This is a genomic window from Blastococcus sp. SYSU DS0828, from assembly GCF_054050975.1.
The window spans coordinates 65,675-85,731 of sequence record NZ_JBJHAK010000007.1 but is presented as its reverse complement, the minus strand read 5'-3'; the positions used below and the strand labels follow the sequence as shown (position 1 = coordinate 85,731).

At 73.5% G+C, this 20,057-nt stretch carries 17 protein-coding genes and 4 tRNA genes; 15 read left to right on the top strand and 6 right to left on the bottom strand.

The window, feature by feature from the left end:
• The first annotated feature begins 59 nt into the window (after positions 1 to 59).
• From ACI79Q_RS07835 to ACI79Q_RS07820, 4 genes are all read left to right on the top strand, one after another.
• Entirely contained in the window at positions 60 to 1,655 is a 1,596-nt protein-coding gene (locus ACI79Q_RS07835; protein ID WP_456614500.1) for an NADH-quinone oxidoreductase subunit M, read from the top strand.
• Positions 1,652 to 3,196 (top strand): NADH-quinone oxidoreductase subunit NuoN, encoded by a 1,545-nt coding sequence (nuoN, locus tag ACI79Q_RS07830; protein WP_456589097.1) that lies wholly within the window; start codon positions 1,652 to 1,654, stop codon positions 3,194 to 3,196. Before ACI79Q_RS07835 ends, nuoN begins: the two co-directional genes overlap by 4 nt.
• A gap of 1 nt (position 3,197) precedes the next feature.
• Positions 3,198 to 4,253: a polyprenyl synthetase family protein gene (locus tag ACI79Q_RS07825; RefSeq protein WP_456589096.1), complete on the top strand. Its 1,056-nt coding sequence runs from the start codon at positions 3,198 to 3,200 to the stop codon at positions 4,251 to 4,253.
• A gap of 100 nt (positions 4,254 to 4,353) precedes the next feature.
• A complete protein-coding gene (locus tag ACI79Q_RS07820) occupies positions 4,354 to 5,508 on the top strand; it encodes a PQQ-dependent sugar dehydrogenase (protein WP_456614499.1) in 1,155 nt (384 codons plus the stop codon).
• Here ACI79Q_RS07820 and ACI79Q_RS07815 read toward each other — a convergent pair.
• Complete coding sequence (locus ACI79Q_RS07815; RefSeq protein WP_456589094.1) at positions 5,492 to 6,178, bottom strand: pyridoxamine 5'-phosphate oxidase family protein; 687 nt, start codon at positions 6,176 to 6,178, stop codon at positions 5,492 to 5,494. The two genes, ACI79Q_RS07820 and ACI79Q_RS07815, sit on opposite strands and share 17 nt — an antisense overlap.
• Before the next feature lie 89 nt (positions 6,179 to 6,267).
• On the opposite strand from ACI79Q_RS07815, the gene pdxR reads away from it, so the two are divergent.
• Entirely contained in the window at positions 6,268 to 7,641 is a 1,374-nt protein-coding gene (pdxR, locus tag ACI79Q_RS07810; protein ID WP_456589093.1) for a MocR-like pyridoxine biosynthesis transcription factor PdxR, read from the top strand.
• 69 nt (positions 7,642 to 7,710) lie between these two features.
• Here pdxR and ACI79Q_RS07805 read toward each other — a convergent pair whose 3' ends face one another.
• Together ACI79Q_RS07805 and ACI79Q_RS07800 are read right to left on the bottom strand one after the other, a co-directional pair.
• The gene (locus ACI79Q_RS07805; protein ID WP_456589092.1) at positions 7,711 to 8,805 is read right to left on the bottom strand and encodes a 2-oxoacid:ferredoxin oxidoreductase subunit beta; all 1,095 of its coding nucleotides are present in this window, start codon (positions 8,803 to 8,805) and stop codon (positions 7,711 to 7,713) included.
• Entirely contained in the window at positions 8,802 to 10,769 is a 1,968-nt protein-coding gene (locus tag ACI79Q_RS07800; RefSeq protein ID WP_456589091.1) for a 2-oxoacid:acceptor oxidoreductase subunit alpha, read from the bottom strand. Before ACI79Q_RS07800 ends, ACI79Q_RS07805 begins: the two co-directional genes overlap by 4 nt.
• Positions 10,770 to 10,960: 191 nt before the next feature.
• Here ACI79Q_RS07800 and htpX point away from each other — a divergent pair, with 191 nt between their 5' ends.
• A complete protein-coding gene (htpX, locus tag ACI79Q_RS07795) occupies positions 10,961 to 11,833 on the top strand; it encodes a zinc metalloprotease HtpX (RefSeq protein WP_456589090.1) in 873 nt (290 codons plus the stop codon).
• A gap of 70 nt (positions 11,834 to 11,903) precedes the next feature.
• On the opposite strand, the gene ACI79Q_RS07790 is transcribed toward htpX, so the two are convergent.
• On the bottom strand, positions 11,904 to 12,395 hold the full coding sequence (locus ACI79Q_RS07790) for a YajQ family cyclic di-GMP-binding protein (RefSeq protein WP_456589089.1): 492 nt from the start codon (positions 12,393 to 12,395) through the stop codon (positions 11,904 to 11,906).
• Positions 12,396 to 12,487: 92 nt separating this feature from the next.
• Between ACI79Q_RS07790 and ACI79Q_RS07785 the strand changes: the two genes are divergently transcribed.
• A tRNA-Tyr gene (locus ACI79Q_RS07785) sits at positions 12,488 to 12,569 on the top strand.
• Positions 12,570 to 12,623: 54 nt separating this feature from the next.
• On the opposite strand, the gene ACI79Q_RS07780 is transcribed toward ACI79Q_RS07785, so the two are convergent.
• Complete coding sequence (locus ACI79Q_RS07780; RefSeq protein WP_456589088.1) at positions 12,624 to 13,055, bottom strand: pilus assembly protein TadG-related protein; 432 nt, start codon at positions 13,053 to 13,055, stop codon at positions 12,624 to 12,626.
• Positions 13,056 to 13,812: 757 nt separating this feature from the next.
• Between ACI79Q_RS07780 and ACI79Q_RS07775 the strand changes: the two genes are divergently transcribed.
• From ACI79Q_RS07775 to ACI79Q_RS07750, 6 genes are all read left to right on the top strand, one after another.
• The gene (locus ACI79Q_RS07775; RefSeq protein WP_456589087.1) at positions 13,813 to 16,269 is read left to right on the top strand and encodes a putative bifunctional diguanylate cyclase/phosphodiesterase; all 2,457 of its coding nucleotides are present in this window, start codon (positions 13,813 to 13,815) and stop codon (positions 16,267 to 16,269) included.
• 146 nt (positions 16,270 to 16,415) lie between these two features.
• A tRNA-Thr gene (locus ACI79Q_RS07770) sits at positions 16,416 to 16,488 on the top strand.
• 56 nt (positions 16,489 to 16,544) lie between these two features.
• A tRNA-Met gene (locus ACI79Q_RS07765) sits at positions 16,545 to 16,618 on the top strand.
• Between the two features lie 108 nt (positions 16,619 to 16,726).
• Positions 16,727 to 16,891 (top strand): 50S ribosomal protein L33, encoded by a 165-nt coding sequence (gene rpmG, locus ACI79Q_RS07760; protein ID WP_091770212.1) that lies wholly within the window; start codon positions 16,727 to 16,729, stop codon positions 16,889 to 16,891.
• 33 nt (positions 16,892 to 16,924) lie between these two features.
• Positions 16,925 to 17,371 (top strand): FAS1-like dehydratase domain-containing protein, encoded by a 447-nt coding sequence (locus tag ACI79Q_RS07755; protein WP_456589086.1) that lies wholly within the window; start codon positions 16,925 to 16,927, stop codon positions 17,369 to 17,371.
• On the top strand, positions 17,368 to 17,775 hold the full coding sequence (locus ACI79Q_RS07750; protein ID WP_456589085.1) for a MaoC family dehydratase: 408 nt from the start codon (positions 17,368 to 17,370) through the stop codon (positions 17,773 to 17,775). The genes ACI79Q_RS07755 and ACI79Q_RS07750 overlap by 4 nt, the downstream gene beginning before the upstream one ends.
• Positions 17,776 to 17,859: 84 nt before the next feature.
• On the opposite strand, the gene ACI79Q_RS07745 is transcribed toward ACI79Q_RS07750, so the two are convergent.
• Positions 17,860 to 19,116: a pyridoxal phosphate-dependent aminotransferase gene (locus ACI79Q_RS07745; protein WP_456589084.1), complete on the bottom strand. Its 1,257-nt coding sequence runs from the start codon at positions 19,114 to 19,116 to the stop codon at positions 17,860 to 17,862.
• Between the two features lie 239 nt (positions 19,117 to 19,355).
• Here ACI79Q_RS07745 and ACI79Q_RS07740 point away from each other — a divergent pair.
• Together ACI79Q_RS07740 and secE are read left to right on the top strand one after the other, a co-directional pair.
• Positions 19,356 to 19,431: transfer RNA gene (locus tag ACI79Q_RS07740), tRNA-Trp, on the top strand.
• Positions 19,432 to 19,500: 69 nt separating this feature from the next.
• Entirely contained in the window at positions 19,501 to 20,040 is a 540-nt protein-coding gene (secE, locus tag ACI79Q_RS07735; protein WP_456614498.1) for a preprotein translocase subunit SecE, read from the top strand.
• The last annotated feature ends 17 nt before the right edge of the window (positions 20,041 to 20,057 follow it).

The following is a 20,057-nucleotide window of genomic DNA, read 5'->3' as shown; positions in this document are numbered from 1 at the left end:
CGCGGAAGCGAACACATGGTCTCGAGCGCCGACCGGTGCCCCGGAAAGGACGTGCTGCGGTGAGCGACTTCCCCTGGCTGCTGGCGATGATCGCCGTGCCGGCCGTCGGAGCCGCGGCGGTGGCCGCCCTGCCGCGCGGGCGCGACCTGCTCGCCAAGCAGGTGACCCTCGCCGTCAGCCTGGTCGTGCTGGTGCTGGCCGTGCTCACGACGCTCGCGTTCGACGCCGGCGGCCCGCGGTTCCAGCTGACGACGGCGGTCTCCTGGATCCCCGACTTCGGGTCGGAGTTCGCGCTGGGGGTCGACGGCATCGCCCTGGTGATGGTGCTGCTCGTCGGCGTCCTGGTGCCCCTGGTGGTCGCCGCCTCCTGGCACGAGGCCGACGGCGGCCGCCGCCCGGTGCGGGTCTTCTTCGCCTGGCTGCTGCTGCTCGAGGCGATGATGGTCGGCGTCTTCGTCGCCACCGACGTGCTGCTGTTCTACGTCTTCTTCGAGGCGATGCTCGTCCCGATGTACTTCCTGATCGGCAGCTTCGGCGGGCCGCGCCGGCAGTACGCGGCGGTCAAGTTCTTCGTCTACAGCCTGGTCGGCGGGCTGGTGATGCTCGCCTCGGTCATCGGCCTGTACGTGGTCAGCAGCGGCGCGCTCGGCGAGGGGACCTTCGCGTTCGACGCGCTCCGGCAGCTCGACATCGACCCCGACGTCCAGCGGTTGCTGTTCCTCGGCTTCTTCGTCGCCTTCGCCATCAAGGCGCCGCTGGTGCCCTTCCACACCTGGCTGCCCGACTCCGGTGCCGAGGCCCCGATCGGCGGGGCGGTGCTGCTGGTCGGCGTCCTGGACAAGGTCGGCACCTTCGGCTTCCTGCGCTACTGCCTGCCGCTGTTCCCCGACGCGTCGCGGGAGTTCGCCCCGTTCGTGCTGATACTGGCGGTGGTCGGCATCCTCTACGCGGCGCTGCTGGCGATGGGCCAGAGCGACATGAAGCGGCTGGTCTCCTACACCTCGATCTCGCACTTCGGCTTCATCGCGCTGGGCATCTTCGCCTTCACCACCGAGGCCGGCACCGGCGCGGTGCTCTACATGGTCAACCACGGCCTGGCGACCGGGCTGCTGTTCCTCGTCGTCGGCATGCTCATCGCCCGTGGGGGCTCCCGCCGGATCGCCGACTACGGCGGCGTCGCCGCGAAGGCCCCGCTGCTGGCCGGCGCCTTCCTGGTGGCCGGGCTCGCGTCGCTGGCCCTGCCGGGCACCAACAGCTTCGTCAGCGAGTTCCTCGTGCTGATCGGCTCGTTCCCCGAGCGGCCGGTGTTCACGGTGCTGGCGACGGTCGGCATCGTCCTGGCGGCGCTCTACGTGCTGCTCATGTACCAGCGCACCATGCACGGCCCGCCCCGTGGCGTGCTGCTGCAGGAGGACCCCGCCGAACCGGTGGCGGTCGGTGGGGGAGCCACCGCCACGCTGACCGCCCCGCGGACCGCCCCGCGCCGCTCCCTGCGGGTGCTCGACCTCGACCGGCGCGAGCTGGCCGTCGTCGTGCCGCTGGTGGCGCTGATCATCGGCCTGGGTGTGTACCCGCAGCCGCTGATCGACCTGATCGAACCGGCCGTCGTCGCCACCCTGGGTGACCTGGGCGCCTCCGGAGGGACCGACCGATGATCGAGGCACCCGACCTCTCCTGGGCCGCGCTGGCCCCGCTGCTGGTCGTGTTCGGCGCGGCGTGCGCCGGGATCCTGGTGGAGGCCTTCGTGCCGCGGGACCGGCGCCACGCGGCCCAGGTGGCGCTCGCGCTGGTCGGCACCGTCGGCGCCCTCCTCGCCGTCCTGATCGTCGCCTGGGCCCGCGAGCCCGAGGTCACCGCCGGTGGCGCGCTGGCGGTCGACGACCCGGCGCTCTTCCTGCAGGCGACCATCGCCGGCCTGGGTGCGCTGTCGGTCCTGCTGTTCGCCGAGCGCGCGCTCGACCCGGCGCGGTCGGCGTTCGTCGTCAGCGCCGCCGTCCCCGCGGGCAGCCCGCGCGACCGGGAGCTGGCCACGGTGCCCCGGGTGCAGACCGAGGTCTACCCGCTGGCCACCTTCGCGCTCGGCGGCATGATGCTGTTCGTCGCGGCGAACGACCTGCTGGTCATGTTCGTGGCGCTGGAGGTGCTCAGCCTGCCGCTGTACCTGATCAGCGGGATGGCCCGGCGGCGCCGGCTGCTCTCCCAGGAGGCGGCGGTCAAGTACTTCCTGCTGGGCGCCTTCGCCTCGGCCTTCTTCCTGTACGGCCTGGCGCTGGTCTACGGCGCGGTCGGCAGCGTCCGGCTCAGCGACATCCGGGACGTCGCGACCGTGGACGGCGGCGGTGTCCTGCTGGTCCTGGGCCTGGCGCTGCTGGTCGTCGGCCTGCTCTTCAAGGCCAGCGTGGCGCCGTTCCACGCCTGGACGCCCGACGTCTACCAGGGCGCCCCGACGCCGGTCACCGCCTTCATGGCGGCCTGCACCAAGGTTGCGGCCTTCGGCGCGATCCTGCGCCTGCTCTACGTCGCGTTCGGCCCCGTGGAGTGGACCTGGCGGCCGCTGATCTACGCCGCGGCCATCGTCTCCATGGTCGTGGGCGCGATCCTCGGGCTGACCCAGACCGACCTCAAGCGCATGCTCGCCTACTCCTCGGTGGCGCACGCAGGCTTCCTGCTCACCGGCGTCATCGGCCTCGGCGCCGACGGCGGCGGCTCCGGCCTGTCCGCCACGATGTTCTACCTGCTGGCCTACGGCATCACCACGCTCGGCGCCTTCGCCGTCCTGACCCTCGTGCGGGACGGCGACGGCGAGGCGAGCCACCTGTCGCAGTGGGCGGGGCTGGGCGCGCGCTCCCCGGTCACGGCCGCGATCATGACCCTTTTCCTGCTGGCGCTGGCCGGGATCCCGCTCACCGCCGGGTTCACCGGCAAGTTCGCGGTGTTCCGCGCCGCGATCGAGCAGGGCGCCTGGCCGCTGGCGCTGGTGGCGCTGCTGGCCAGCGCGGTGGCGGCCTTCTTCTACCTCCGGGTCATCGTGCTCATGTACTTCTCCGAGCCGGTCGTCGACGGCCCGACGGTGGGGGTGCCCGGGCTCCCGACGACGATCGTGCTCGCGGTGACCGCGGCCGTGACCCTCGCGCTCGGCGTCCTGCCCGGGGCGGTGCTCGACCTCGCCGAGCAGGCGGCTAGATTCGTCGGTTGATATGACCGGAGCCCGTGCTGCAGCCGACGGCACCCCCACCGAGGTCTGGCACCGGATCTCCACCCCGGCGTCGACCATCGGCCCCTGGCTCCCCGAGGGCGATCTCGGGGAGGCGCTGGCCGACGGGCTGGCCCGGGTGGAGGCCGAGCTGGCCGTCGCCGTGGGCAGCGAGCACCCGTTCGTGCGGGAGGCCGCCGGTCACCTCATGGCCGCCGGCGGCAAGCGGTTCCGGCCGATGCTGGCGCTCCTGGCCGCCCAGCTGGGCGATCCGTCCGCCGCGGAGGTCACGCAGGGCGCCGTGGTCTGCGAGCTCACCCACCTCGCCACGCTGTACCACGACGACGTCATGGACGAGGCCGCCGTGCGCCGGGGCGCCCCCAGCGCGAACAGCCGGTGGAGCAACAGCATCGCCATCCTGACCGGCGACCTGCTCTTCGCCCGGGCGTCGGACATCCTCGCCGACCTGGGTCCCGAGGCCGTGCGGGTCCAGGCGCGGACCTTCGAGCGCCTGGTCACCGGGCAGATCAAGGAGACCGTCGGCGCCCAGCCCGGCGACGACGCGATCGCCCACTACCTGCAGGTGCTCGCCGACAAGACCGGCTCGCTGGTGGCGACGTCGGCCCGTTTCGGGGCCTCCTTCTCCGGCGTGGACGACGACCTCGTGGCGGCGCTGACCGAGTTCGGCGAGGAGGTCGGCGTCGCCTTCCAGATCTCCGACGACCTGATCGACATCGTCAGCACCGACGACGTCTCCGGGAAGTCGCCGGGCACCGACCTCCGCGAGGGGATCGCCACCCTGCCGGTGCTGTTCGCGCTGGCCGGCGACGACCCCGCGGAGGCCCGGCTCCGCGAGCTGGTCGCCGGCCCGGTCACCGACGACGCCGAGCACGCCGAGGCGCTCGCGCTGCTCCGGTCCTCCCGGTCGCTGGCCCGCGCCACCGACGTGCTGCGGGAGTACGCCGATCGGGCGCGCGGCCGGCTGGACGACGTCCCGGCCGGTGAGGTGCGCGACGCGCTCTCGGCGCTGTGCGACTACGTGGTCACGCGCACCAGCTAGCGGAAGGACCCCCATGCCCTCCGAAGTCGGCGAGCGCGGGCTCGTCCGAAGGCTCGCCCGGAGCGTGCGAGGGGTGAGAGGGGCGAGGTCTTTCTGCTGCATGGGGGCCGCCCTCCTGCTTGCGGCGTGCTCGGGCGGGTCGGAGGAGGACGCCGGCTCGGTCTCGACGCCCCCGACCACCTCGGCTCCCACCGGTGCTCCGTCGCTGCGGGTCGAGGTGGTGGCCGACGGGCTCGACCACCCCTGGGACGTCGCCCAGAGCGAGGACGGCACCCTGCTGCTCGACGAACGCGCGGGCGGCTTCACGGCGGTGCTCCCGGACGGCACCGTGCGGGAGGTGCAGGCCGACCTCGGTGACCTGTTCGTGGCGGGGGAGACCGGCCTGATGGGCCTGGCGCTGGACCCGGCGTTCGCCGAGAACCGGCGGTTCTACACGTGCCAGGGGGATCGGGAGGGGTTCATCGGCGTCGTCGCCTGGACGGTGGCGGGCGACTGGTCGTCCGCCACCCGGGTCGACGACCCGCTGATCGGTGGCATCCCGCTCAACGAGCGCAGCGGCCGACACGGCGGCTGCCGGCTCGAGTTCGGGCCGGACGGCGCGCTGCTGGTCGGCACCGGGGACAACGCGGTCGGCACCCACCCCCAGGACCTCGGCTCGCTGGCCGGCAAGGTGCTCCGCGCCGACCCCGCCACCGGCCAGGCTCCGCCGGACAACCCCTTCGTCGCTCCGGACGACGGTGCGGCCGACCTGATCTGGACCTACGGGCACCGCAACGTCCAGGGCCTGGCCCGGTGGCCGGGCACGGATCAGGTCTACTCGGTCGAGCACGGGCCCGACCGGAACGACGAGGTCAACCTGCTGCGCCCCGGCGCCAACTACGGCTGGGACCCCGTGGGCGGCGGGGGCTACGACGAGAGCGTGCCGATGACCGACCCGGAGATCGAGGGGGCGGCCCCGGCGGTCTGGGACTCGGGCGCCCCGCCCATCGCCCCGAGCGACGGCACGTTCCTCGACGGGGACCAGTGGGGCGACTACGACGGGCTGCTCCTGCTCGGCGCGCTGCGCGGGCAGCACGTGCTGGCGCTGCGCCTGGACGAGGCCGGCGCCCTCGTCGAGCAGTTCCGGCTGCCCGAGCTGGACGGCACCTACGGGCGCATCCGCACCGTCGAGCAGGGCACCGACGGTGCGCTGTACGTGACGACCGACAACGGCGGCGGCCGGGACCAGTTGCTCCGCGTCACCCCGCAGGGCTGAGGACCCGGCCGGTCACCCGCAGGGGGACGGTGGTCCCGGCGGGCAGCAGGGGGCAGGGCTCCGGCTCGCCCAGCACCGTCCGGACGGGCAGGACGCCGGCCCACACCGGGTCCGGGGCCGCCGCGCCCTCGATGTCGCGCTCGTCGTCCCCCGGCGGGCCGGTGCGGATCTTCACGCTCGCCTCGGCGAGGTCGAGGGCCAGCACCGCGGTGGCGGCCAGCTCCCTGCGGTCGGGCCGGCGGGTCGCCGTCCAGGATCCGGGCGCCAGGTGCTCGGTGAGCACCTCCAGGCCGAGCAGCCGCTCGTCCGGGTCCTGCACCAGGCGGGCCCGCCCGTGCACGACCGCGCAGCGGTAGTTGACCGAGTGGTGGAAGGCCGAGCGCGCGTAGACGATCCCGTCCAGGTGGGTCACGGTGAAGCAGACCGGCGCGCCCGCGGCCGCGCCCCGCAGCGTCGCGGCCCCCGTCGAGCCGTGCAGGTAGAGGGTGTCCCCGCGCCGGCCGTAGCCCGTCGGCAGCACGACCGGGGCGTCGCCCAGCTGCACGCCGAGATGGCCGATCAGGCCGGCGTCGAGCACGGCGTAGAGGTCGGCCCGGTCGGTGCGGGCGCGCTTCGCGCCCCGGCGGACGGTGCTGCGGTCGGTGGGGGAGAGCGGCGGGGCGGTGTCCACGACGTCGATCCTGGACGGCGCAGGTGGTCCTCCGGAACGACCAATCCGCTAGATTCCCGGCAGTCCACTTCGTCGGCGGCAGGAGCACCGTGGTCGACCTCCCCCCGGTGCTGCTCGACCGCAGCTCGGGCACGCCGCTGTCGGTCCAGCTGGCCGAGGCGCTGCGCACCGCCGCCGCCGACGGGACGCTGCGCCCCGGGGACCGGCTGCCGTCGACGCGGGCGTTCGCCGCGGCGCTGCGGGTGAGCCGCACGGTGACCGTCGCCGCCTACGACCAGCTGCTGGCCGAGGGATGGCTCGGCGGACGCCGGGGCGCGGGCACGTACGTCCTCGGCGCGGTGACGGCGGCGCCCGCGGCGGCTCCCGCTCCGGCCGTCCGCTCGCCGGCCGCACCGGCGCTGGTCGACCTGCGGGCGGGGTCGCCGTGCCTGCAGGTCCTCGACCGGGCGGCTTGGCGGCGGGCCTGGCGGGCCGCGGGCGACGAGGCGCCCGACGCCCGCCCGGACGCCGCCGGTGACCCCGCGTTCCGATCGGCGGTGGGTGAGCACCTCCTGCGGCACCGGGGCCTGGCCGCCGGCCCGGAGGAGGTGCTGGCCACCGCCGGCACCTCGGCGGCGGTGGGGGAGGTGGCGCGCGCGCTGCCGCCGGGCAGCCGGGTGGCGGTCGAGGACCCTGGCTACCAGCGCGTCGTCGGTGCGCTACGCGATGCCGGCGTCGAGGTCGTCCCGGCCGCGGTCGACGACGACGGCCTGATCGTCGACGCGCTCCCGTCCGGGGTGGCCGCCGTCTACTGCACGCCGGCCCACCAGTACCCGCTCGGCCGCCGGATGTCGGCCGCGCGCCGGCTCGCGCTGGTCGCCCGGGCCCGCGCCGAGGGGTGGTGGGTGCTGGAGGACGACTACGACGGGGAGCTGCGCTACGACGTCGCCCCGCTGCCGCTGCTGGGCGCGCTGGGGCCTGACGTCGTGGTGCACCTGGGCACGACGAGCAAGATCCTCAGCCCCACCCTCGGCGTCGGCTGGATGGTGGCGCCCGAACCGCTGCGGGCGGAGCTGCTGCTCCGCCGCACCGCCACCGGCACCCGGCCCGCGCGCGCCGGTCAGCGGGTCTTCGCGGGGTTCACGGCCTCCGGGGACCTCGCCCGGCATCTGCGCCGCCTGCGCCGTGAACTGGTCGCGCGGGCGGGCGAGGTGCGGGCCGCGGTCGCGGCGGCCGGGTGCCGGGTGGAGGGGGATGCCGCCGGGGCGCACGTCCTCGTGCCGCTGCCCGGCACCGCCGCGGAGGAGGCGGTGCGCGCGGCGGCCGCGGCGCGGGGGATCGCCGTCGACGGGCTGGCCCGGCACGCGCTGGTGGACGATGGCCGGGCCGGGCTGGTGCTCGGCTTCGCCGCGCCGACGCGGGAGCAGCTCCACCGGGCCCTGCCGGTGCTCACCGACGTGCTGCGGGAGAACGGCCGGCGCTGATCCGCTCCGGACGCAGCACGGCCCGCCTCCCGGGCGGGAGGCGGGCCGTGCGCGCGGAACGGGGTCCTCCTAGGCCTTGACCTCCCAGGTGTCCCCACCGGCCAGCAGGGCGTCGAGGTCGCCGGGGCCCTGCAGCCGGGCCTCGTGCAGCTGCTCGGACATCATCGCCTCGTAGCTCGGCTTCGCCACCTTCCGGAACACGCCCATCGGGGTGTACCGGAGGTCCTGCGTGGACAGCCGGGACAGCGCGAACGCGTAGGACGGGTCCTCGCGGGTCGCGTCGTGCACCACGATCTCGCTCGCGTCGACCTGGTTGGTCTCGGCGATGCGCAGCCCCCCGAAGTCGTCGCGGACCACGCACGAGGCGCCGTCCGGGCCGAACACCAGCGGCTCGCCGTGGACGAGCGGGATCGTCCACATCGGGCCCGTCGCCGGGTCCTTCAGCAGCTCGAACGCGCCGTCGTTGAAGATGTTGCAGTTCTGGTAGATCTCCACCAGCGAGGTGCCCTGGTGCTCCGCGGCCTGCCGCAGCACCTCGGTGAGGCCCTTGCGGTCGGAGTCCATCGCCCGGCCGACGAAGGTGGCGTCCGCGCCGATGGCGAGCGACACCGGGTTGAACGGGTGGTCCAGCGAGCCCATCGGCGTGGACTTGGTGACCTTCCCGACCTCGGAGGTGGGCGAGTACTGGCCCTTGGTGAGCCCGTAGATCCGGTTGTTGAACAGCAGGATCGTCATGTTGACGTTCCGCCGCAGCGCGTGGATCAGGTGGTTGCCGCCGATGGAGAGCGCGTCGCCGTCGCCGGTGACGACCCACACCGAGAGGTCGGGGCGTGAGGCGGCGAGGCCGGTCGCGATCGCCGGGGCGCGGCCGTGGATCGAGTGCATCCCGTAGGTGTTCATGTAGTACGGGAAGCGCGACGAGCAGCCGATGCCCGACACGATGACCATGTCCTCGCGGGCGATGCCCAGGCTCGGCAGGAAGCTCTGGACCGCGTTCAGGATGACGTAGTCACCGCAGCCGGGGCACCAGCGGACCTCCTGGTCGGTCTTGAAGTCCTTGCCCTTGAGCTCGGTCTGCTTGGGGCCGTGCTGCTCGAGCGAGCGGGCGATGGCGGCGTCGATGGGGGTCGGTGCGTCCGGCATGCCGAGTTCGACGGTGGTCACTGCGGTGCTCCGTTCAGGGGTGCGGTGGTGCTGTCGATGGCGTCCTGGATCACCGCGGCCAGCTCGGCCGCGCGGAAGGGCAGCCCGCGCACCTGGGTGTGGCTCTGCACGTCCACCAGGTACTTCGCGCGCAGCAGCAGGGCCAGCTGCCCGAGGTTCATCTCCGGGCAGATGACCCGGTCGTACCGGGCCAGCACCTCGCCGAGGTCGGCGGGGAACGGGTTGATGTGCCGCAGGTGGAGCTGGGCGACCTTCCGGCCGGAGCTCCGGATCCGCCGGCAGGCGGCGCCGATCGGGCCGTAGGTGGAGCCCCACCCGATGACGGCGACGCGCGCGTCGCCGTCGGGGTCGTCGACGTCGGTGGCCGGGATCGACGCGGCGATGCCGTCGATCTTCGCCTGCCGGGTGCGGGTCATGAAGTCGTGGTTGGCCGGGTCGTAGGAGATGTTGCCGGTCCTGTCGGCCTTCTCCAGCCCGCCGATCCGGTGCTGCATGCCCGCGGTGCCCGGGATCGCCCAGGCGCGCGCCAGGGTCTCGGGGTCGCGGAGGTAGGGGAGGAACTCGCCGTCCTCGCCGTTGGGCTCGGTGGCGAAGGCCACCGACCCGGTGAGGTCGGGCAGCGAGTCGGCGTCCGGGATCGCCCACGGCTCGGCGCCGTTGGCGAGGTAGCCGTCCGACAGCAGCATGACCGGCGTCCGGTAGGCGAGCGCGATCCGCGCGGCCTCCACGGCGGCGTCGAAGCAGTCACCGGGGGAGCGCGGGGCGATGACCGGGATCGGGGCCTCGCCGTTGCGGCCGAACATCGCCTGCAGCAGGTCCGACTGCTCGGTCTTCGTCGGCAGGCCGGTGGAGGGGCCACCGCGCTGGACGTCGACGATGACCAGCGGCAGCTCGGTCATGACCGCCAAACCGATGGTCTCGGCCTTGAGCGCCACACCGGGGCCCGACGTCGTCGTGATGCCCAGCGCGCCGCCGAAGGAGGCGCCGAGGGCCGCACCGATGCCGGCGATCTCGTCCTCGGCCTGGAAGGTGCGCACGCCGAAGGCCTTGTGCCGGGACAGCTCGTGGAGGATGTCCGACGCCGGGGTGATCGGGTACGCGCCGAGGAACACCGGGAGCCCCGAGCGCTGGCCGGCGGCGACGAGGCCGAGGGCGAGCGCCTGGTTGCCGGAGATGTTCCGGTAGCGGCCCGGCTTCATCGGGGCGGGCTTGATCTCGTAGGAGACGGCGAAGGCCTCGGTGGTGTCGCCGTAGTTGTAGCCGGCGCGGAACGCGGCGATGTTCGCCGCGGCGATCTCCGGCTTGCGGCGGAACTGGCGCTCGAGGAAGCGGACCGTGCCCTCGGTGGGCCGGTGGTACATCCAGCTCAGCAGGCCGAGGGTGAACATGTTCTTGCTGCGCTCGGCCTCCTTCTTGCCGAGGCCCGAGTCGGCGAGCGCGTCGAGGGTCATCGAGGTCAGCGGGACGCTGACGGTCTGCCACCCCTCGAGCGAGCCGTCCTCCAGCGGGTTGGTCGCGTAGCCGACCTTCGCCAGGTTGCGCGGGGTGAACTCGTCGGAGTCGACGATCAGCAGGCCGCCGCCGGGCAGTTCGCCGAGGTTGGCCTTGAGCGCAGCCGGGTTCATCGCCACGAGCACGTCCGGGGCGTCACCCGGCGTCATGACGTCGTGGTCGGCGAACTGCAGCTGGAAGGAGCTGACGCCCGGCAGGGTCCCCGTCGGCGCGCGGATCTCGGCGGGGAAGTTCGGCAGCGTCTTGAGGTCGTTGCCGAACGACGCCGTCTCGCTGGTGAACCGGTTGCCGGTCAGCTGCATGCCGTCGCCGGAGTCACCGGCCAGCCGGATGACGACGCGGTCGAGCTCCACGACGCTCTTGACGAGCCCACCGGGAGCGGAGCCGGACACCGGGGTGGCCGGGGCGCCGTTCGAGCTCGACGGCGCGACGGTCGGATTGGTGCCAGTCATCAGCGGTCTACCTCCACCGGGCGAGGTTACGTGCGCGTGTACACGGCCGGGATGTGCAACCGGACACGCCGCAGCGGCGAGATGTCACCGCGTCCGGAAGGAGGAACCGCTGCGGTGGCGCGGTCATTCCGCCGGGGAGGGCGCGTCCGTCGTCCGGGAACGGGCGCTCCCGGGACGGCGTTGGACCGGACGTGCAGCGCTGGAACAACGGACTGAAGACCGCCGTCCTCCTGGGCGCCATGGGCGGGCTGATCCTCGTCGCCGGCTACGCGATCGGCGGCAACGGCGGGCTGTTCATCGCGCTGGTGGTCGCCCTCGGGGTGAACGGCTTCGCTTACTTCAACTCGGACAAGCTGGCACTGCGGGCGATGCGGGCCTTCCCGGTGACCGAGACGCAGGCGCCGCAGCTGTACGCGATCGTGCGCGAGCTCGCGACGGAGGCGCGGCAGCCCATGCCCCGTCTCTACGTGAGCCCGACGAACCAGCCCAACGCGTTCGCCACCGGCCGCAACCCGCGCCACGCGGCCGTCTGCGTCACCCAGGGCATCCTCGAGCTGCTCGACCGGCGCCAGCTGCGGGGGGTGCTCGCGCACGAGCTCTCGCACGTCTACAACCGCGACATCCTGATCAGCTCGGTGGCCGGCGCCATGGCCACGGTGATCACCTACCTGGCCCACATGGCGATGTTCGCCTCGTTGTTCGGCGGCCGGTCCGACGACCGCGGCGGCGGCAACGCCCTCGGCGGCCTGCTGCTGATGCTCCTCGGGCCGATCGCCGCCGGCGTGGTGCAGATGGCGATCAGCCGCAGCCGGGAGTACCAGGCCGACGCCTCGGGCGCCCAGCTGTCGCAGGACCCGCTCGCGTTGGCCGACGCGCTGCGGGTGATCGAGCGGGGGACGGCGGCCCGGCCGCTGCCGCAGGAGGACCGGCTGGTCACCCAGAGCCACCTGATGATCGCGAACCCGTTCCGCGGGGCGGGCATGGCGTCGCTGTTCGCCAGCCACCCGCCCATGCCGCAGCGGATCGCCCGGCTGGAGCAGATGGCCCGCGAGCTCGGCCGGTAGAAGGGCCCCCTCGCTCCCCACGCCACGCTCTGCGCGCCGCCGGTCCCTGCGAGGGGGCCGTTCCATCAGGTCACCGGTAGTTGTCGAACTGCAGGGCGACGTCGAGGTCAGCCCCGCGGAGGAGCTGCTGCACCGCCTGCAGGTCGTCGCGCTTCTTGCCGCTGACCCGCAGCTGGTCGCCCTGGATCTGCGCCTGGACGCCCTTGGGGCCCTCGTCGCGGATCAGCTTGGCGATCTTCTTCGCGACGTCGGACTCGATGCCCTGCTTGATCGTCGCACCGATCTTGTAGCTCTTCCCCGAGGACTGCGGCTCGCCGGCGTCCAGCACCTTGAGCGAGATGCCCCGCTTGACCAGCTTCTCCTTGAACACCTCGAGCGCGGCCGAGACCCGCTCCTCGGTGTCCGCCTGGAGGGTCACGCCTTCCTCCCCGGCCCACGCGATGGTGGCGTTGGTGCCGCGGAAGTCGAAGCGCTGCGAGAGCTCCTTGCCCGTCTGGTTGAGGGCGTTGTCGACCTCCTGCCGGTCGACCTTGCTCACGACGTCGAACGATGCGTCGGCCATGTCTCTCCTCTCATGCCGGACGGGCCCCGGCGCGCCGGGGACCCGTCACCCGTGGGTCCGTCCTCTTGTTACTCTCTCCCGGTACCAAACACGGCGGGTTGCCCGAGTGGCCAATGGGAGCGGACTGTAAATCCGTCGGCTTAGCCTTCGAAGGTTCGAATCCTTCACCCGCCACGCCCGGTACGACGGCCCCCGACCACCAGGTCGGGGGCCGTTCGCGTACCGGGGTCAGGGCGCCGTGGGAGCCCGGGCGCTGGAGACGGCGGTGCGCTCCAGCTGCTGACCACCCAGGAAGAGCCAGCCGAACGCGATGTCGACGTGGCGGGTGCACCGCACCGTCACCTCGGCCCCGTCGGTCTCGGCGGTCCAGCTGTCCAGTGCGAGCCCCCCGTCGGCGAGCTGGTCGGCGACCGCTGTCTGCGCGGCGGCGCGGCCGAGCGGGAGCTCGGTCCCCACCCCGTGCGCGTAGACCACCGCCTCGTCGGCCTGGTTGGCCGCGGCCAGGGCGGCGCCGTCGCAGACCGACTGCACGGACTGCTGTTCGAGGAAGGCATCGGAGGCGGCGATCGCCCCGAAGGCCATCAGCGCCGCGACGAGCCAGCACACCAGCACGAACGGCAGCGTCGAGCCGCGCTCGCGGTCGTCCGGGCCGGGGTGCACGCGCGGCAGCGTAAGCGCGTGCACCCCGGCGTCCGCGGGGCGTCGACACGATTGTGGACCACCGCGGAGGACGGTTCACCCGTCCTCGTGCACGCCCGTGCGTCTGCGCGGGTGCGCAGTGTGCGCGGACCGGCAGGATCCGCGGCTGGAACTGCCGGTCCGCGCACGCGGTCGGCGGACGAGGGGCCAAATCACGCGTCGTGTGATCAGCGTGGCGGCTGGTGACGACACGACGGGTCACGCGGCGTGTCGTGATCGAGATGCTTGTGGCGGCCGGTGACGGGAAGGAGTGTCACCCGCGCGGTCCGTATTCGACGACGCCCTGCCCCGCGCGCGGATGGCTGCCGCAACAGCCAACAGTCGTGCCACGAGGGAGGCGCCATGAACAGCAGCACGCAGCGTGAGATCGGTACCCGGGGTGTGAAGTGGGGCCGCGGTGTGAAGTGGGGCCGCGGTGTCAAGTGGGGCCGCAACGAGGCCTGAGCCTCTGCGGCGCCCGGTCGCCGGACTTCGTGCGGGGCAGTCGGTCCGATGGGCCGGCTGCCCCGCACTCATGTCCGGGGTGCCGCGTGCCGATGACCGTGGTGGACGGGTCGCTCTCCCGGGTGCGGGGAGGGTGGCGGTGATCGACACCGCTGCTAGCCTTCGCCCGCCCGACGACCCGGGGAGTGCCGTGCACGTGGCTGAGCAGGACGTTCGTGAGCGTACACGCCCGCGTACCGTCCGCAGTCCCTGGGCGGTCGCGACCCTCGCCCTGGTGGTCGCCGTCCCGGCGGGCGCCGCCGTGGTGGCGCGGGAACCGCTCGCGGTCGATGGTCGGGTCCTCGTCGCGGTCCTGCTGGCCGCGATGCTCGCCGAGTGGGTCAACGTCCACGTCGAGTTCCGGCGGCACAGCTTCGTCAACTCGGCGAGCGAGGTGGCCTTCGTCATCGCGCTCCTCGTGGTGGGCGGGGTCTGGACCGCCGTCACCCGCGCCCTGGCCGTCGGCACCGTCCTGGCGATCCAGCGCTATCCGCGGCCCAAGATCGTGTTCAACGTCGCCGTGGCGGTCATCGACAGCGCGGTCGCCATCGGGGTGCTGGAACTGCTCCCGGCGGGTGACATCAGGGATCCGCTGACGTGGGCGTCCTGCTTGCTGGCCGTCTTCGCGGCCAACGTCGTGGGGGCCGGCATGGTGGCCGGGGCCATCACCCTGACCCAGGGGTATCCCGGACGTTCGGTCTGGACGAGCCTCTTCGTGCCCGTCGTCGTCGTCCAGCCGCTGGCCGTCGTCATCGGCCTGGCCATCCTGCTGCTGCTGGACACCACCCTGTGGGCCGCGGTCATCCTCACCCCACTCGTGGTCGCGCTCGTGCTGCTCTACCGCCGGTTCGCCGAGGTCACCCGGGAGAGCCAGTCCCTGGAGCGGGTCTACGCCTTCGCCCGCCGGGTGGAGCAGGTGCAGCCCGACGAGTCGGGAACCCGGCGGATCGTGCAGGCGGTGCAGGAGCTCCTCAACGCCGAGCGGGTCGCCCTGTGGCTGCCGCCCTACCTCGACGAGGGGCCGCGGCTGGTCGTCGCCACCGAGGGCGGTGCCGACTGGTACGACGGGCCGGGCGACCCCGACGACGTGCTGCGCCGTCGCGCGGTCGCCTCGGCCGGGGCGATCCACGTCGCGGCCGGCCGCGCCGACGAGGTCGAGGCGGCGGCTCTCGCCCGGCGGGGGGTCGCCGAGCTGCTCGCGGCGCCGGTGACCACGGCCGCCGGCGAGCCGGGCTACCTGGAGGTGTGCGACCGGCGCAGCGACGCCGTCTCCTTCGGCAGCAGCGAGCGCGGCGCCCTGGAGTCGATGCTCACCCACATCAACGCCGCGATCCGGCAGCAGCAGCTGCTCACCCGCATCCGCTTCGACGCCGACCACGACCGGCTCACCGGCCTGCCGAACCGCCAGCGGCTCGCCGCGGAGATCGAGGCCCTGGTGGCCGAGGACCCCGAGGGCGGCCAGGCCGGCCTCATCCTCGCCTCGCTCGGCACCTACGCCGACGTCACCGACACCCTCGGGCACGCCGCCAGCGATGAGCTGCTGCTGGTCACCGCCGGGCTGCTCCGCGAGCACGCCCCGCCGCGCGCGCTCCTGGCCCGCATGGAGCGGGAGCAGTTCGCCGTCCTGCTGCCCGGTCTCTCCCTGGCCGCCACCGAGCAGGCGGCCCGGCGGCTGCGCGAGGCCGCGGCCACGCGGGTCCGGGTGGCCGGCCTCGACCTGGAGGTCTCGCTGACCATCGGCGTCGCCGCCGCACCGGTGCACGGCACCGACGCCGGCGCACTCATGCAGCGCGCCGACGTCGCCCTGCTGGCGGCCGGGGAGGCCGGTGGCGTGGCCAGCTACCACCCGGTGCTGGACCAGCAGAGCCTGCGCCGCCTGCAGCTGGGCACCGAGCTCGAGCAGGCGATGGCCGACGGGCACATCGACGTCGTCTTCCAGCCGGTCATCGACGCGCAGACCTCCGACATCGTGTCGGTGGAGACGCTCGTGCGCTGGACCCACCCGCGCTACGGCAGCATCCCGCCCGAGGACGTGATCGGGCTGGCCGAGCAGATCGGCCGGATCGGGGCGGTCACCGACCACGTCCTGGAGCTCGCGCTCGCGCGGTGCCGGCGCTGGCTGGACCAGGGCATCTCGCTGTCGGTCGCGGTCAACGTCTCCGCGTGCTCGCTGAGCGAGCCCGACCTCGTCGAGCGGATCCGCGGTGCGCTGGAGCGGCACGACGTCCCCGGCGAGCTGCTGATCCTGGAACTGACCGAGAGCAGCGTCGTGAACGACTCGGTGCGGGAGAGCTCGGTCCTGGACAACCTGCACGACCTGGGGCTCCGGCTGTCCATGGACGACTTCGGCACCGGCTACTCGTCGCTCTCCCAGCTCCGGCAGCTGCCCATCGACGAGCTGAAGATCGACAAGTCCTTCGTGCTCACCATGGCCACCAGTCAGGGGGAGTCGTTCATCGCGCGCTCGATCATCGAGCTGGCCCACAACCTGGGGCTGTGCGTGGTGGCGGAAGGCGTCGAGGACGAGATGACGCGCAACCAGCTGATCGCCATGGGCTGCGACAAGCTGCAGGGCTTCCTGATCAGCCGGCCGCTGCCCGAGGACCGGCTGGAGAAGTGGTTGCTCGCCCGGACCGGCGTGCGCTCCGCCGCACCGGGGACCACCCACCGCCGCCTGTACGTCCGGACCTGACGAAGGACCCCGCGTCCCCCCACCGCTCGCGAGCTCGCGCCGGGCCCCTGGCGCGGGGCCGTTCCAGCACGTCCGGGTGCTCGCGGCAGGCCCCTGCAGGGGGGCCGGAGGCATCGGGTACAGTCTTCGATGGCTCCTCGGAGCACGCCCCTTTAGCTCAGTCGGCAGAGCGTCTCCATGGTAAGGAGAAGGTCTACGGTTCGATTCCGTAAAGGGGCTCTGGCAGTAACCTGACCTACCGGTCCTGTCGCGAGACCGGCCCGGGCGGTCACCCCGGCGGTGTAGCTCAGCCTGGTAGAGCAAGCGGCTCATAATCGCTGTGTCACCGGTTCAAGTCCGGTCACCGCTACTCCCGACGGACCCCGCACTCCGGGGTCCGTCGCCGTGTCGGCCACCTGGCCGGTGCGGCAGCAGGGCCCGGTCCCGGGTCCTGTCCCACAAGGCTAGGAGCGCTCCCGTGGCAGCCACCGACGTCCGTCCGAAGATCACCCTGGCCTGCCAGGAGTGCAAGAACCGCAACTACATCACGCGCAAGAACCGGCGGAACGACCCCGACCGGCTCGAGCTGATGAAGTACTGCCCGCGCGAGCGCAAGCACACGCTGCACCGCGAGACCCGCTGACGGTCCGCGGCAGCTGAGCGAGAGGGCGGGAGCATGGCGCTGGACCGGGAACTGGTCGGGCGCAGCTACCCGCCCTCTGCCGTCTACGAGGTCGGGCGGGCCAAGATCGCCGAGTTCGCCACCGCCGTCGGTGCCGAGGACGCGGTGCACCGCGACGTCGACGCGGCCCGGGCGGCCGGCCACCCCGACGTCATCGCGCCGCCCACCTTCGCCATCGTGGTGAGCCTGGAGGCGGCGTTCGTGGTGCTCGGCGACCCCGAGGTGGGGCTGGACTACAGCCGGGTCGTCCACGGCGAGCAGAAGTTCGTCCACCACCGCCCCATCCGGGCCGGCGACCGGCTGGTCGCGACCACCACCATCGACGCCGCCCGCACCGTCGCCGGCAACGACCTGCTGACGGCGAGGGTGGAGCTGGCCACGGAGGACGGCGAGGCGGTCTGCACGGCCACCTCGATGCTCGTCGCGCGAGGTGCGGCATGACCGTGGCGGTCGGGACCGAGCTCCCGGAGCTGGTCGTCCGGATCACCCGGGCGGACCTGGTCCGCTACGCCGGCGCCTCCGGCGACTTCAATCCCATCCACTGGAACGAGCGGGTGGCCCGCGAGGTCGGCCTGCCCGGCGTCATCGCCCACGGCATGTTCACCATGGCGCTCGCCGCGCGGGCGGTCACCGGCTGGACGGGGGACCCGGCGGCGCTCGTCGAGTACCAGGTCCGGTTCGGGCGGCCGGTGGTCGTCCCCGACGACGACGCCGGCGCGGAGCTGACCGTGCGGGGCACGGTCGCCGCCCTCCTGGACGACGGCCGGGCGCGGGTCGACCTGGCGGTCACCAGCGACGGCGAGAAGGTGCTGTCCCTGGCCCGCGCGGTCGTCCGGCTCCCCTGACACCGGCGCCGGCCCTCCCCGCCCGGGCCGCGGCCCTGGACGAGGCGGACCCGCCCCGCTGACGGCGCCGGTCCGGGCCCCTCCTCAGTCCGCCTGACCGAGCAGCCGCTGCATGCGGCTGACGCCCTCGACCAGGTCGTCGTCACCCAGGGCGTAGGACATCCGGACGTAGCCGGGCGTCCCGAACGCCTCTCCGGGCACGACCGCCACCTCGGCCTGCTCCAGGATCAGCTCGGCCAGTTCCGCACTGGTGCCGGCGGTGCGGCCACCGATCGGACGGCCGAGCAGCCCCTTCACGGACGGGTAGACGTAGAAGGCGCCCTGCGGCTCGGGGCAGGCGACGCCGGGGATCTCGCGCAGCATCGAGACGATGGTCTGCCGGCGGCGGTCGAACGCCTCCCGCATGGTGGCCACCGCGGAGAGGTCCCCGTTCAGGGCTGCGACGGCCGCGGCCTGGGAGACGTTGGCGACGTTGGAGGTCGCGTGGGACTGGAGGTTGGTCGCGGCCTTGACCACGTCGGCCGGGCCGACGATCCAGCCCACCCGCCAGCCGGTCATCGCGTACGTCTTGGCGACCCCGTTCACCACGACGCACCGGTCGGCGAGCTCGGGGACCAGGACCGGCATCGAGGGTGCCGTCGCCCCGGCGTAGGTGAGGTGCTCGTAGATCTCGTCGGTGAGCACCCACAGGCCGGCCTCGAGCGCCCAGCGGCCGATCTCCTCCACCTGCTCCGCCGGGTACACCGCGCCGGTGGGGTTGGAGGGCGAGCAGAAGAGCAGGGCCTTCGTGCGCGGGGTGCGGACGGCCTCGAGCTGGGCGGCCGACACCAGGTAGCCGCTCTGCTCGTCGGCCACGACCGGCACCGGGACGCCGCCGGCCAGGCGGATGGCCTCGGGATAGGTGGTCCAGTAGGGCGCGGGCACGATGACCTCGTCGCCGGGGTCGAGCATCGTCGCGAACGCCTCGTAGACCGCCTGCTTGCCGCCGTTGGTGACCAGCACCTGGGCGGGGGTGATCCGCAGCCCGGAGTCGCGCGCGGTCTTGGCGACGATCGCCTCCTTGAGGGCCGGCAGCCCGCCGGCGGGGGTGTACCGGTGCATCGCCGGCGTCCGTGCGGCGGTGATGGCGGCCTCGACGACGTAGTCCGGCGTCGGGAAGTCCGGCTCACCGGCGCCGAACCCGATCACCGGCTTCCCGGCGGCCTTGAGGGCCTTGGCCTTCGCGTCCACGGCGAGCGTCGCGGACTCGGCGATGGCGCCGATGCGGCGGGAGATGCGGCGCGCGGCGGGCGGCAGCTCGGTCGAGCGGGCGGCGGGCTCCGTGGCGGAGGCGTCGGTCATGGGGTCATGGTGTCAAAGACCACGGCCCCCGGGCCGCCCGCCCGGTCCCGAACGGGCGGGGGGCCCGGCGGCGGGGCCCCGCGAGGGGTGGGGCCGGTGGGACGTTCGCTCCTCCCCGGTCCGGTCCCGTACACTGGCTTCACCGGGGCCTGTTGACCCCGCCACCGGCGTGCCCCGGATCCCCGTCCGGGGGTCGAGGTCGCCGTGGCGGCGAGACGCTCCGGGGCCCGGCAGGGCATAGGGGTGTAGCTCAATTGGCAGAGCAGCGGTCTCCAAAACCGCAGGCTGCAGGTTCAAGTCCTGTCACCCCTGCCAGCAGGACACGGCACCACCGACCGACGGCCCTCGCGGGAGAGGCCACCACGACGAGGCGAGCGAGGCGCAGTGAGCGACGAGAAGCCGGGCCGCGAGGACGACGCGCGCGCCGCCTCCGACGCCGAGCTCACCGACGAGCAGCTCGACCAGGAGGCCCCCGGCGTCGATGACGCAGGGGCGCTGGAGGTCGCCGAGGATCAGGTGGCCGGCGAGGCCGAGGCCGACGAGGACAAGGTCGTCGCGGCCCGCCCGGGTGACCGGGGCGCCCGCCGACGGGGCCGGATCACCGCCGACGGCGACGAGGACGACGAGCCGGCGGCGCCGTCGCGCCGCGCCGCGCGGTCGGCCACCGAGCCCGCCCGCGAGGGCGCTCCGACCCGGTCGCGGGCCGCGGCGGAGCGGGCTCGCTCCGACGAGATGCAGCCCCGCCGTTCGCTCGCGCGCTTCCTGCGCGAAGTCGTCGCCGAGCTGCGCAAGGTCATCTGGCCGGGTCGGCGGGAGCTGATCACCTACACGACCGTGGTGATCGTGTTCGTCGCGTTCATCGTCGCGCTGGTGGCCGGCCTCGACCTGCTCTTCGCCCAGGGCGTGCTCGCCGTCTTCGGTTGATCCGCCCCGCGCCCGAA

Bases quoted from the DNA above. Each gene is read 5' to 3' on its own strand.
- nuoN (WP_456589097.1), top strand. From the start codon at position 1,652: ATGATCGAGGCACCCGACCTCTCCTGGGCCGCGCTGGCCCCGCTGCTG.
- ACI79Q_RS07825 (WP_456589096.1), top strand. From the start codon at position 3,198: ATGACCGGAGCCCGTGCTGCAGCCGACGGCACCCCCACCGAGGTCTGG.
- ACI79Q_RS07820 (WP_456614499.1), top strand. From the start codon at position 4,354: ATGGGGGCCGCCCTCCTGCTTGCGGCGTGCTCGGGCGGGTCGGAGGAG.
- ACI79Q_RS07800 (WP_456589091.1), bottom strand. From the start codon at position 10,769: ATGACTGGCACCAATCCGACCGTCGCGCCGTCGAGCTCGAACGGCGCC.
- ACI79Q_RS07790 (WP_456589089.1), bottom strand. From the start codon at position 12,395: ATGGCCGACGCATCGTTCGACGTCGTGAGCAAGGTCGACCGGCAGGAG.
- ACI79Q_RS07755 (WP_456589086.1), top strand. From the start codon at position 16,925: ATGGCGCTGGACCGGGAACTGGTCGGGCGCAGCTACCCGCCCTCTGCC.
- ACI79Q_RS07750 (WP_456589085.1), top strand. From the start codon at position 17,368: ATGACCGTGGCGGTCGGGACCGAGCTCCCGGAGCTGGTCGTCCGGATC.
- ACI79Q_RS07745 (WP_456589084.1), bottom strand. From the start codon at position 19,116: ATGACCGACGCCTCCGCCACGGAGCCCGCCGCCCGCTCGACCGAGCTG.